Here is a 12,576-nt window from a genome sequence, read left to right as displayed (position 1 = left end):
TGGCCAGGTGCTCACTCGATGGTGGGTGGGGTGGTCCCACCGCGTCGAGTGAGCAGGGAACCTCACGGGTCACGTGACGGGTGTGGCGGGCGTGGCCAGGTGCTCACTCGATGGTGGGTGGGGTGGTCCCACCGCGTCGAGTGAGCAGGGAACCTCACGGGTCACGTGACGTGTGTGGCGGGTGTGGCCAGGTGCTCACTCGAGGGTGGGTGGGGGGTGGCCCCACCGCGTCGAGTGAGCAGGGAACCTCACGGGTCACGTGACGTCTGTGGCGGGTGTGGCCGGGTGCTCACTCGATGCTGAGGGGGGCGCTGGTCAGCAGGACGTGGGCGTGCATGGCGCTCGCAGCGGCGGCCGGGTCCCCGTCGCGGATCGCGGCCGCGACGGCGCGGAGCCCGGTGAGGGCCTCAGCGGGCCGTCCCGGCAGCGACAGCGCCTCGACGCGGGCCTGACGAACCAGGTCGCGCACCTCGTCCAGGAGCCGGGCGAGCAGCGCCGAGCGGGCGGCGGCAGCCACGGCGTCGTGGAACTGCTCGTCACCCACCTCGCCGCGGTGCCCGTCCGCGATCTCGCCGGCGATCTGGGCGAGGGCATCGTCGAGGCGCGCGAGATCGGTGTCCGTGTGCCGCTCTGCGGCGAGGTAGGCGGCCCTGGTCGCGAGGGCGTCGTGCAGGTCGGCGACATCCGACGGCCGGGTCGTGCTGGTCCGGACGGCCTCGGCCAGGCGTCGGTGCCCGGGTGACTCCGACAGCACCGTGCCGTCGCCGTGGCGGACGGTGACGACGCCGCTGACCTCGAGGGCCACGAGAGCCTGGCCCAGCGTGGCCCTGCTGACCCCGAGCCGCTCGGCCAGCTCGCGTTCGGGTGGGAGGCGGTCGCCGGCCGTGAGCCCGGTGCGTTCCACCCATGCCGTGATCTGCTCGGCGACCTGCTCGTAGAGCCGGGTGCGCACCACCCGTCCGGGGGCGCCGAACTCCGGTGGTGTGGGCATGGTCGCCACTGTAGGACCGGATCCAGACATTGGCCCAGTGGTCAGGCCACTGACACCGAGATGGGGCGAGGCGGTGGAGTTCGACCAACGCGACTCGCGTCCGCACACGGCAGGATGCCGTCCATGACCTCGTCGACCGGTCCTCTCAGCGCCGTCCTCGTCATCGACCTGACCCGCGCGCTCGCCGGGCCGCACGCCACGATGATGCTCGGCGACCTCGGCGCCCGCGTCATCAAGGTGGAGGCGCCCGGTCGGGGCGACGACACCCGTGGCTGGGGGCCGCCGTTCGTCGGCCCCGACGGGCAGCGGGAGGCCACGTACTACCTGTCGGCCAACCGCAACAAGGAGTCGATCACCCTCGACCTCAAGGACGCCGGCGACAAGGACGTCCTCCTCGCGCTCGTCGACCGCGCCGACGTGCTCGTCGAGAACTTCCGCACCGGCGTCCTCGAGCGGCTGGGGCTCGGCATCGAGTCGCTCATGGAGCGCAACCCGCGCCTTGTCGTCCTGTCGATCACCGGCTTCGGCCATGACGGGCCCGAGGGCGGGCGCGCCGGCTACGACCAGATCGCCCAGGGCGAGGCGGGCCTCATGTCGCTGACCGGCTCGGGCCCGGACGACCCGCAGCGCGTCGGCGTCCCCATCGCCGACCTGCTCTCCGGCATGTACGGCGCGTACGGCATCGTCGCCGCGCTCAACGAGCGCCACCGCACCGGACGCGGCCAGATCGTGCGCACGTCGCTGCTCGCGTCGGTCGTCGGCGTCCACGCCTTCCAGGGCACCCGGTGGACCGTCGCGGGCGAGGTGGGCCGCTCCGCCGGCAACCACCACCCGTCGATCGCGCCGTACGGGCTGTTCCACTGCCGCGACGGCTCGGTGCAGATCGCCGTCGGCAGCGAGGGCCTGTGGCAGCGGCTCTGCGCCGCGTTCGGGCTCGACGCGTCGGGCGAGGGCGTGGCCACCAACGCCGATCGCGTCGCACACCGCGACCACGTCATCGGGCTCGTCGAGGCCGCCTTCGCCGACTGGGACGCCGAGCTGCTCCTGGCCCGGCTCGCCGAGGTCGGCGTTCCCGCGGGCAAGGTGCGCACCCTCGACGAGGTGTACGGCTGGGACCAGACCGCGAGCCAGGGCCTGCTCGTCGACGTCGAGCACCCGACGCTCGGACGGATCACGCTGCCGGGGCCGCCGCTGCGGTTCTTCGACGCCGCCGGTACCGAGGTGACGCGCCGCGACCACGCCGCGCCGCCGACGCTGGACGAGGACGGCGCGGCCATCCGCGCCTGGCTGCAGGAGGGCTGATGGGCCGGCGTCCGTGGACCGCCCACGAGCTGCTCGACCTCGTCCTCGACCGGGGGTCGTTCGAGTCGTGGGACGAACCGATCGACATCTCCGGCCAGCCGGAGGCGTACCGGTGCCAGCTCGAGGAGGCCGCCGCCGGGGCCGGGACCGACGAGTCGGTGCTGACCGGGCGCGGGCTCGTGCGCGGGCGGCCGGTCGTCGTGGTGGTCAACGAGTTCCGGTTCCTCGCCGGCTCGATCGGGAAGGCCGCGGCCGGTCGCATCATCTCCGCCGTGCGCCGCGCCACGGCCGAGGGGCTGCCGGTGCTCGCCTCGACCGCATCGGGTGGAACCCGGATGCAGGAGGGCACGCCTGCCTTCGTCGAGATGATCGAGATCTGCCGGGCGCTCATGGCGCACCGGACCGCGCGGCTGCCCTACCTCGTGCACCTGCGCCACCCGACGACGGGCGGCGTGTACGCGTCGTGGGGCTCGCTCGGGCACGTCACCGTCGCCGAGCCCGGCGCGCTCGTCGGGTTCCTCGGACCGAAGGTCTACGAGGCGCTCAACGGCACGCCCTTCCCGGTCGGCGTGCAGACCGCCGAGAACCTCGCCGCCAAGGGTGTGCTCGACGCCGTCGTCGCCGCCGAGGACCTGCCGGTGCTCGTCGACCGCGCCCTCCACGTGCTCGTCGACCCGCCCACCGACCCGCGGCTGGAGCGTCGCGACGGCGAGCCCGCGCGGCACGCGTCGGTGTGGGAGTCGATCGAGCTGACGCGCCGGGCCGACCGCGTCGGCGTCCGCGAGCTGCTGCGCCACGGGGCCACCGGCACGCTGCGGCTCAACGGCACCGACGAGGGGGAGCGGGACGCGACGATGCTCGTGGCGCTGACCCGGGTCGACGGCCAGCCGTGCGTGCTCGTCGGGCAGGACCGCGCCCGCCAGTCGGCGGCCTCGCCGATGGGTCCCGGGGCGCTGCGCGAGGCGCGTCGGGCGATGCGCCTGGCCGAGGAGCTCGGTCTGCCGCTCGTCACCGTCATCGACACCCCCGGCGCCGAGCTGTCGGCGCACGCGGAGGAGGGCGCGATCGCCGGCGAGATCGCCCGTTGCATCGCGACACTGACGACGATGACGGTGCCCACGGTGTCGGTCGTCCTCGGGCAAGGCTGTGGCGGAGGCGCGCTCGCGCTGCTGCCAGCCAACGAGGTCATCGCGGCCGAGCACGCCTGGCTCTCGCCGCTGCCGCCCGAGGGGGCCAGTGCCATCGTCCACGGAGACGTGGCGCACGCCGCAGAGCTGGCCGAGCAGCAGCGCGTCGGGGTGCCCGACCTGCACGCCGCCGGTGTCGTGTCGCGCGTCGTGCCCGAGCCGGCGGACGACGACCCGGTCGCGTTCGCGTCGGCGGTCGCCGCCGAGTGCGCGGCCGCCCTCCGACGCGTCACCGGAAGCGAGCCGCGAACTCCCCCGGCGTGAGCCCCGTGGCGCGTCGGAAGTCGCGCGTGAAGTGGGCCTGGTCCGCGTAGCCGAGGTCGGCGGCGATGGCGGCCAGGCCGCCGGAGTCGTCGCGGAGCCGCTCGGCCGCCTCCTGGAGGCGCCGGCGACGGATGAGCCACTTCGGCCCGAGCCCGATCCGCTTGTGCAGCAGGCGCTGCAACGTGCGCTCGGCGACCTCGAAGCGGGCGCAGAGGTCGTCGACGCGGAGCAGGTCGGGGGAGCTCTCGACGGCCTCGACGAGCGCGTTGACGAGCAGGCCCTCGTCGTCGACCGGAAGATGCGCACGAAGGGCCTCCTCGACGGTCGTGCGGGCGGAGGCCTGGGCGTCGCGGCTCGCAGGGTCGACCGCCATCGCCTGCCGCACGGCGCCCGTCAGGGCCGGTCCGTCGAGAGCGTCGAGGGTGTCGAGGTCGACGGCGCGGTCGGTGAGGCGGCGCACGGGACGCCCGGTGAGCAGCCAGCCCGCGGCCGGGCGCAGCATGAGGCCGACCGCCCAGCCGCGTCCCTCGAGCACCTGGCGCGACAGGCCCGAGGCGACGCCGTAGAGGCGGGCGTACGTCGGCGTCACGACGAGCTGGCAGACTGGGTACTGCAGGATGCTCTGGGGCGAGCTCGACCCGACCGGCACGTCCCACACGGGGATCCAGAACCGCTGGGCGAGGTCGGCGAGATCACCTGACACAGCGACGCGCTCGATCGTGAAGGTGCGGTCGGTGGGGTCGATGAGATGGGCCCGTTCGGTGTCCGCCCGGGTGTCCCTCACCGCGCCCACAGGTACTCCACCTCGGGCCGGCCGGCACCGGAGTAGCGGGACCGGCGCACGGCCAGCCTTGTCTCGCAGAGGTGCTCGAGGTAGCGACGGGCGGTGACACGAGCGACGCCGAGCTCGTCGGCCACCTCGCTCGCCGAGCGACCGCCCTCGGCGTCGCGCAGGGCGCGCGACACCCGGGCGAGCAGCTCCTCGCCCATCCCCTTCGGCAGGTGGGCCTCGGCGCCGCCACGCACCCCGGCGAACACCTCGTCGACCTCGGCCTGGGTGGACACCGCGGCGCCCCTCGTCATCTGGTCGCGGTAGGCGCGGTAGGCCACGAGGCGGTCGCGCAGCGTCGCGAACACGAACGGCTTGAGCACGTACTGGACGACGCCGAGTGACACGGCCGAGCGGACGACGTCGAGGTCGCGGGCCGAGGTGACGGCGATGACGTCGGCGCGGTGCCCGGCCGCGCGCATCGCCCGCACGACGTCGAGCCCGTGCCGGTCGGGCAGGTTCATGTCGAGCAGGACGACGTCGACCGCCTTGTCCTGCAGCGCCTTCAGGGCGGCTTGCGTGGTGCCGACGGTGGCGACCACGACGAAGCCGGGCACCCGTTCGACGTACGCGGTGTGGGCCTCTGCCGCGATCGGCTCGTCCTCGACGACGAGCACCCGCAGCGCCGGCGCCGTCGGCGTGGTCGGCGTGGTCATCCGGCCACCTCGTCGACCTCGGTCACCGGCAGGCGCACCGTGAACGTCGCCCCGGGCGGACCGTCGACCTCGAGCGTGCCACCGAGGCGCTCGACGGTCTGGGCCACGAGGGCCAGCCCGATGCCGCGGCGTCCCGCGCTGCCCTGCTCCTTCGTCGACCACCCGCGGCGGAACGCGTCGGCGACGCCGCCCGGCGGCAGGCCCGGACCGTCGTCGCTGACCTCGAGCACGGCGTGCCCGTCCGTGACGTGCGAGCCGAACGCCACGTGGCGGGCAGCTCCCGGCCCGTCGGTGGACGCGACCGCGTCGAGGGCGTTGTCGATGAGGTTGCCGACGATCGTCACGACGTCACGCGTCGGGGCGACGTCGCGGGGGAACCGCGCGCCCGGCTCGATGTCGAAGACGATGCCGCGCTCGTGCGCCTCGGCGGCCTTGCCGAGCAGCAGCGCCGTGAGGGCCGGCTCGTCGACGGCGCCGACGACCTTGTCGGTGAGCAGCTGCGAGACCTGCAGCTCGTCGGTGGCGAAGGCGAGGGCGCGGTCGGTGTGGCCGAGCTCGATGAGGCTGACGATGGTGTGCAGCCGGTTGGCCGACTCGTGGGCCTGCGAGCGGAGCGCCTCGGTGAGGCCGCGGGCGGAGTCGAGCTCGCCGGTCAGTGCCTCGAGGTCGGTGCGGTCGCGCAGCGTCGCGACGTGGCCGAGGGCCCGGCCGCGCCAGCGTGCAGGGGCCCGGTTGAGGACGAGGACCCGGGCGTCCGTCACGTGCAGCTCGTCCTCGTGCACGGCGTCGTCGGTCAGGGCCGCGACGAGGGCGGGGGCGAGGTCGAGGTCGGCGACGCGTCGACCGATGGCGTCGGCCGGGAGGCCGAGCAGCCGCACCGCCTCGTCGTTGGCGAGGCGCAGCGTGCCGTCGAGGTCGGTGATGACGAGGCCCTCGCTCACGGCGTGCAGCACGGCGTCGTAGTACTCGTACATCTCGCGGAGCTGCTGCTCGCCGAGGCCGTGGGTCTGCCGCCGGATCCGGCGCGACACGAGGGCCATGCCGAGGCCCGATAGGAGGGCGGCGCCCAGCCCGGCCAGCAGGATGTTCGGCAGCTGGGCCCGCACCTGTTCGCCGACCGCCGACTTGCGGATGCCGACCGACACGAGCGCGACGACCTTCGACGCGTCGCCCGAGCCGGCGGCCCCGGCACCAGCGCGCACCGGTACGACGACGCGTGCCGACGGCCCGAGCGTGCCGGTGTAGTCCTCCTCGACGACGCCGCCCGCGCGGGCCGCCTCGGTGTGCCCGATGAACCTCTTGCCGATCTGGGTCGGGTCGGGGTGGGTCCAGCGGATCGCGTCGGTGCTCATGACGACGACGAAGTCGGTGGCGGTGTCCTTGCGGACCTGCTCGGCGAAGGGTTGGAGCCGCGCGGTCGGGTCGGGGCCCTGGACGGCCGAGACGACCTCCGGCGTCGAGGCGATGGTCTCGGCGACGGCGAGGGCGCGCGCCATGGCCTCCTGGTCGCCCGCGCGTTGGGCCTGCACCCAGGCGCCCGCGAGCCCCGCGGCGACGACGAGGACGGCCACGAGCACCTGGAGCGCAAAGGTCTGCGCCGCGACGCTCCACCGCCGCGGCGAGAACTCAATGAACACAATCGTGACCCTAGTCACTGCGGCGGACACCCTCGATGTCATCCACCGGTCCGGGTTCTCTCCCGGCCCACGCCAACGGAGGTCACCCGTGAGTTACACCGCCGACAGCGCCGTCGACGCCGCACCAGGCTCGGCCCCGAAGCGCGATCGCACCCATCTGCTCTACGTCGCCGTCATCGTGGCGATGGTCGCCGGCATCCTCGTCGGCTGGGCCTTCCCCGAGGTGGGCAAGAGCCTCAAGCCCCTCGGCACGGGGTTCGTCAACCTCATCAAGATGATGATCACGCCGATCATCTTCTGCACGATCGTGCTCGGCATCGGTTCGGTCCGCAAGGCCGCCCAGGTCGGCAAGGTCGGTGGCCTCGCGCTCGGCTACTTCATCGTCATGTCGACCGTCGCGCTCGGCATCGGCCTCGTCGTCGGCAACATCGTGCACCCCGGTGACAGCCTCAACCTCACCGCCGCCGTCGCCGAGTCCGGCACGTCGCAGGTCGCCGCCGAGGCCGAGGGCGCCGTCGACTTCGTCCTCGGGCTCATCCCCGACACGCTCGTGTCGGCCCTGACGTCGGGCTCGGTGCTGCAGGCCCTGCTCATCGCGCTCCTCGTGGGCTTCGCGCTGCAGAAGATGGGCAAGCAGGGCGAGCCGATCCTCACCGGCATCAAGCACCTCGAGCGTCTCGTCTTCCGCCTCATGGCGATGATCATGTGGGCCGCCCCGATCGGTGCCTTCGGCGCGATGGCCGCCCTGGTCGGCGCCACCGGCATCGGCTCGCTCAAGAGCCTCGGCCTGCTCATGGCCGCCTTCTACGCGACGTGCGCGATCTTCGTCTTCGCCTTCCTCGGCACGATCCTCAAGCTCGTCACGGGCATGAACGTCTTCTCCCTGCTGAAGTACCTCAGCCGCGAGTTCCTCCTCATCCTGTCGACGTCGTCGTCCGAGTCGGCCCTGCCGCGGCTCATCGCGAAGATGGAGCACCTCGGTGTCTCTCGCCCCGTCGTCGGCATCACCGTGCCGACCGGCTACTCGTTCAACCTCGACGGCACGGCCATCTACCTGACGATGGCGAGCCTGTTCATCGCCGAGGCCATGGACAAGCCGTTCAGCATCGGCCAGCAGATCGGCCTGCTCGTCTTCATGATCATCGCGAGCAAGGGCGCCGCGGGCGTCAGCGGTGCGGGCCTGGCGACCCTCGCCGGCGGCCTCCAGTCGCACCGCCCCGACCTCGTGCCGGGCGTCGGCTTCATCGTCGGCATCGACCGCCTGATGAGCGAGGCTCGCGCCCTGACGAACTTCGCGGGCAACGCCATCGCGACCGTCATCATCGGCACGTGGGTCGGCGAGATCGACCGCGACAAGGCGGGGCGCGTCCTGTCGGGCCACTTGCCGTTCGACGAGGCCCGGATGGTCGACTCCGACGACGACGCCACGCCCGACGCGTCGGTGCCCCACCCGTCCCGCGACCGCGCGACCGAGGGCGAGCTCGTCGGGTCCCGCTGACCCCCGCCGGCACCTCACCGACGCGCACCGGCGCGGCCACACAGGCCGCGCCGGTGCTGCCGTGTCCCGCCCGTGACGAGCCCCACCCCGCCGTCGGGAACTTCGAGCACCCTTGCCGGGTATGGTTTTTCGCGGTGCATGCGTCGGAGCATCCTGTGCTGTCAAGGGTGTCGTTTTGCGTATCACGGGAACCTTGTGCACAGTTGAAGGTCGAACGAGAGCTCAGAGAAACCGAAACGTAGAGGAGACTGGCGGCGCCCCTCGTCGGGTGCCGTCGACGACGTATGGCATTGATGACCGGAACCACCGACGAGACCACGCAGGAGTCGCGCGACGCCCTGCATCCTGCACTCGAGCCACCACCCGTCAACCACGACGACGCGGCGCCGTCCCGGCTCGACAAGCCCGTCTTCTGGGTGGCGGCTGCCGTCGCCATCGGCTTCGTCGTCTGGGGCGCGCTCGGCACCGACAGCCTGAGCACCAGCGCCTCGAGCGGGCTCGACTTCGTCGTGCACAACACGGGCTGGCTCTTCTCCCTCGTCGCCTCCGGCTTCGTCGTGTTCGTCATCTGGCTCGCCGCGAGCCGCTACGGCAACATCCCGCTCGGCGGCGACGGCGAGGAGCCGGAGTTCCGCACCTCCTCGTGGGTCGCGATGATGTTCTCCGCCGGCATGGGCATCGGCCTGATGTTCTACGGCGTCACCGAGCCGGTGAGCCACCTCGTCACGCCGCCGCCGGGCACCGGCGCCGCGGGCAACCCCGCCGCCGTGCAGCACGCGATGGCCACGACGATGTTCCACTGGTCGCTGCACCCGTGGGCCATCTACGCCGTCGTCGGCCTCGCCGTCGCGTACGGCGTCTTCCGCAAGGGCCGCCTGCTGCTCATCAGCTCGGCCTTCGCCCCGCTCTTCGGCGAGAAGCGCGCGAACGGCGCGGCCGGCAAGGTCATCGACATCTTCGCGATCTTCGCGACGCTGTTCGGCTCGGCCACCTCGCTCGGCCTCGGCGCCCTGCAGATCGGCTCCGGCCTCGAGATCGTCGGCGGCATCGGCAAGGTCGGCAACGGCCTGCTCATCGGCATCATCGTCGTGCTGACGATCGCCTTCATCCTGTCCGCGGTCTCGGGTGTCGCCAAGGGCATCCAGTGGCTCTCGAACATCAACATGGTGCTCGCCGTGGCGCTCGCCCTCTTCGTGTTCGTCGTCGGCCCGACGATCTTCATCCTCAACCTGTTGCCGACGACCATCGGCTCCTACGTCCAGGACCTCGCGATGATGTCGGCCCGCACCGACGCCGCGGGCGGCGCCGGCATGAAGGACTGGCTGGCCAGCTGGACGATCTTCTACTGGGCCTGGTGGGTCAGCTGGACGCCGTTCGTCGGCATGTTCATCGCCCGCATCTCGCGCGGTCGCACCATCCGCCAGTTCGTCACCGGCGTGCTGCTCGTCCCGTCGGTCGTCTCGCTCATCTGGTTCGCCATCTTCGGCGGCGCCGGCATCTGGCAGCAGCAGCACGGCCAGGACATCGGCGGCCAGTCCTCGGCCGAGGGCTCGCTCTTCACGATGCTCGGCAACCTGCCCTGGCCGACCGTCACCGCGGTCGTCGTCATGGTCCTCGTCGCCATCTTCTTCGTGTCGGGCGCCGATGCCGCGTCGATCGTCATGGGCACGCTCTCGGAGAAGGGCACCCTCGAGCCGTCGAAGAAGACCGTCATCTTCTGGGGCGCGGCCACCGGCGCCGTCGCCGCGATCATGCTGCTGCTCGGTGGGGAGGACGCGCTGGCGGGCCTGCAGAACGTCACGATCGTCGCGGCCCTGCCCTTCCTCGTCATCATGGTGGGCCTCGCCGCGGCGCTCGTGAAGGACCTGTCGCGCGACCCGCAGGTGGTGCGCCGCCGGTACGCGGTGGCCGCCGTCGAGCACGCCGTCGTCACCGGCGTCAGCGAGCACGGCGACGACTTCACCCTCAGCGTGCAGGAGTCCGCGCCCGGTGAGGGCGTCGGCGAGCTCGTGCCGACCGAGTGGTCGGAGGACGCCACTGCGGCGACGGGCGCCGACGCCGACGTGGCGCAGGACGTCGACGAGAACACCGAGCGCGTCGGAGCCTCGATGCGTCTCTGAGGCGCTGCCGCTCCTGCGTCGTTCCTCTGGTCCTCGAGAGTGCGGGAAGTGCGCCGTGGCGGAGTTGGCGCGGTGGCTCGGTCAGCGGAACTCGGCCAGCAGGTCGGGACTGATCTCGTCCATGACCTCGTAGGCGCGCGCCACCGGCACGTCGACGACGTCGTAGTGCGACGCGCCGGCAGCGGTCGTCGCCATGAGCGTCGCCACCCCCGCCCGGCGCTGGAAGAACGACCGGCGCACCGTCCAGCCGATGACGCCGTCGCGCTCGAGGGCCACCCGGTGCCGGTCGAGCGAGCCCTCGCGCACGACGAGGTGGCGCGGTGTGACGCGGTGCCCGAGGCCGGCGTACCGGTCGACCCCGAGCCACGCGGCCACGCCGAGCAGCACCGGCGCGGTCGCGTACCAGCCGGCCGGCGCGTCGGTGGTCGAGCGCAGCACGGCCAGTGCCGCGAGGACGACGACGGTCGGCACGAGGGTGCGGGTCAGCCTACGCCGCAGGGCAGCCCGGCCGTGCCGCTGCAACGGCCCGGCCACGGCCTCGTCGTCCTCGACGACGTCGGTGGCGACGCGGACGACCTCGGCCGCGGGCGCCGGCGGCACGAGCCAGTCGGCGCCGCCGCGCTCGCGGAGCAGCCCCGTGGTGACCACCTTGAGCCGCCGCGCGCCGACGAGGCGCAGCCCCGCGGGCTCGTCGACCTGCACGCCGCGCACCCGCCCGTGGTCGATGCTCGTCTCGCGGGTCGTCAGCAGGCCGCGCCGGGTGTGCAGGCTGCCGAGCCGGTTGCGGGTGAGGCGGAAGCCCCAGAAGTTGAGCACGTAGGCGCCGACGGCGAGCACCGACACGACGGCGAGCAGGAGCAGCACGTCGACCCAGATCGCGAGTCCCCGGACCCACTCGGTGCCCGACGCGATGACCTCGCCCTGGTCGCGCACCCGCCCGACGGCCTGGAAGAGGAAGCCGACGCCGGCCGCCGCGGTGGCGATGCCGGTCAGAGTGAAGGGCGCGTACCTGACCCAGCCCGGGTCGAGCCGGACGAGCTCCTCGTCGATCGGCGCCGGCGCCCCCGCGTCGACACCCGTCGCGACCGACGCGTCGGTGCTGACGGGCGCGCCTGTGGGAGCGGGGAGCCCGGTGACGGCAGGGTCGATCCGGTGCAGCAGCTCGGCCCGCAGCCGCCGCCCCTCGTCGACGCGCAAGGAGTCGAGAACGAGGCGGTCGCGCTGGCTGCCGCCCGTCGAGATCTCGACCTTGGCCAGGCCCAGGACGCGGTGGTACACCCGGGCCGTGAGGTCGACGGTGCGGACCTTGTCGAGCTGGGCCGTCGTCGTCTGCTTGTTGAGCAGGCCGCGCTGCAGCTCGATCCGGCCGCCCGTGATCCGGTAGCGCGTCGTGAACCAGCGCAGCACCCCGAAGGCGACGATGACCGGCAGCGCGTACACCTCCCAGGGCTGGTCGCTGTTCGAGTTCGCGCGGGCCACGAGGAGCGCCAACAGGGCCGGCAGCAGCCGGACGACGGTCTCGACCGGGTGGATGAGGAGCATCCGTGCGTCGAGGCGACGCCACTCGGTCTCCGCACCGGTCACGTGGCGTCGCCCTTCTCGAGGACGGCCGCGGCGGACAGCGTCTCGACGAGCTCGGTGGCGACGGGGAGGTCGAGGGCGTGGATGCGCAACGGTCCGGCGGCGGAGGCGGTCGTCACGGTCACCGACGCGAGGCCCAGCAGCTGGGCGATGGGTCCGCGCTCGAGGTCGACGGTCTGCACGCGGCTCATCGGCGCGATCCGGCGCTCCTGGCGCACCCAGCCGGTCTGCGTGTAGATGGCCCGCCCGGTGGCCTCCCACCGGTGCACACGCCACCGCCACCGCGGCATGACGAGCACGTAGGCCACGGAGGCGAGGAGCCACGCCGCCCCGACCAGCCAGTGCGTGCCACGACCGGTGTCGTCGTCGACGAACCACCAGACGACCTGGGCCACGAGCAGTCCGGTGACGGGCACGAGCGCCTCGACCGTCCAGAGCGTCACGGCGCGGCGTGAGACGAGGTTGGCCGGGGCGCGGAGGGTCGTTGCCTCCTCGGTCTGCATGGGCCCAC

General features: G+C 72.9%; 10 protein-coding genes. 4 read left to right on the top strand and 6 right to left on the bottom strand.

The window, feature by feature from the left end:
* Nucleotides 1-289: 289 nt before the first annotated feature.
* On the bottom strand, nucleotides 290-991 hold the full coding sequence (locus tag AC3A5R_RS14080; protein WP_487621390.1) for a FadR/GntR family transcriptional regulator: 702 nt from the start codon (nucleotides 989-991) through the stop codon (nucleotides 290-292).
* 114 nt (nucleotides 992-1,105) lie between these two features.
* Between AC3A5R_RS14080 and AC3A5R_RS14075 the strand changes: the two genes are divergently transcribed.
* A complete protein-coding gene (locus AC3A5R_RS14075; RefSeq protein ID WP_487621389.1) occupies nucleotides 1,106-2,293 on the top strand; it encodes a CaiB/BaiF CoA transferase family protein in 1,188 nt (395 codons plus the stop codon).
* Entirely contained in the window at nucleotides 2,293-3,744 is a 1,452-nt protein-coding gene (locus AC3A5R_RS14070) for a carboxyl transferase domain-containing protein (protein ID WP_487621388.1), read from the top strand. The genes AC3A5R_RS14075 and AC3A5R_RS14070 overlap by 1 nt, the downstream gene beginning before the upstream one ends.
* Here the strand turns inward: AC3A5R_RS14070 and AC3A5R_RS14065 are convergent.
* The 3 genes from AC3A5R_RS14065 to AC3A5R_RS14055 are packed head-to-tail and all read right to left on the bottom strand — an operon-like array spanning nucleotide 3,710 to nucleotide 6,866.
* Entirely contained in the window at nucleotides 3,710-4,537 is an 828-nt protein-coding gene (locus AC3A5R_RS14065) for a helix-turn-helix domain-containing protein (protein ID WP_487621387.1), read from the bottom strand. The two genes, AC3A5R_RS14070 and AC3A5R_RS14065, sit on opposite strands and share 35 nt — an antisense overlap.
* Nucleotides 4,525-5,229, bottom strand: coding sequence for a response regulator (locus AC3A5R_RS14060; protein ID WP_487621386.1), 705 nt, complete (start codon nucleotides 5,227-5,229; stop codon nucleotides 4,525-4,527). Before AC3A5R_RS14060 ends, AC3A5R_RS14065 begins: the two co-directional genes overlap by 13 nt.
* Entirely contained in the window at nucleotides 5,226-6,866 is a 1,641-nt protein-coding gene (locus tag AC3A5R_RS14055; protein WP_487621385.1) for a sensor histidine kinase, read from the bottom strand. Before AC3A5R_RS14055 ends, AC3A5R_RS14060 begins: the two co-directional genes overlap by 4 nt.
* 88 nt (nucleotides 6,867-6,954) lie before the next feature.
* On the opposite strand from AC3A5R_RS14055, the gene AC3A5R_RS14050 reads away from it, so the two are divergent.
* The gene (locus AC3A5R_RS14050; protein WP_487621384.1) at nucleotides 6,955-8,364 is read left to right on the top strand and encodes a cation:dicarboxylate symporter family transporter; all 1,410 of its coding nucleotides are present in this window, start codon (nucleotides 6,955-6,957) and stop codon (nucleotides 8,362-8,364) included.
* Nucleotides 8,365-8,657: 293 nt separating this feature from the next.
* Nucleotides 8,658-10,484 carry a BCCT family transporter gene (locus AC3A5R_RS14045; protein WP_487621383.1) on the top strand — a complete coding sequence of 609 codons (1,827 nt, stop codon included), beginning with the start codon at nucleotides 8,658-8,660 and terminating at the stop codon, nucleotides 10,482-10,484.
* Between the two features lie 81 nt (nucleotides 10,485-10,565).
* Here AC3A5R_RS14045 and AC3A5R_RS14040 read toward each other — a convergent pair whose 3' ends face one another.
* Both AC3A5R_RS14040 and AC3A5R_RS14035 read right to left on the bottom strand, forming a co-directional pair.
* Complete coding sequence (locus AC3A5R_RS14040) at nucleotides 10,566-12,068, bottom strand: PH domain-containing protein (RefSeq protein WP_487621382.1); 1,503 nt, start codon at nucleotides 12,066-12,068, stop codon at nucleotides 10,566-10,568.
* The gene (locus AC3A5R_RS14035; protein WP_487621381.1) at nucleotides 12,065-12,568 is read right to left on the bottom strand and encodes a PH domain-containing protein; all 504 of its coding nucleotides are present in this window, start codon (nucleotides 12,566-12,568) and stop codon (nucleotides 12,065-12,067) included. Before AC3A5R_RS14035 ends, AC3A5R_RS14040 begins: the two co-directional genes overlap by 4 nt.
* Between the last annotated feature and the right edge of the window lie 8 nt (nucleotides 12,569-12,576).

This window comes from Intrasporangium sp. Soil_C_50 (assembly GCF_057656595.1).
Note: the sequence above shows the minus strand (reverse complement) of the source record. Positions and strands in the feature narration are given on the sequence as shown.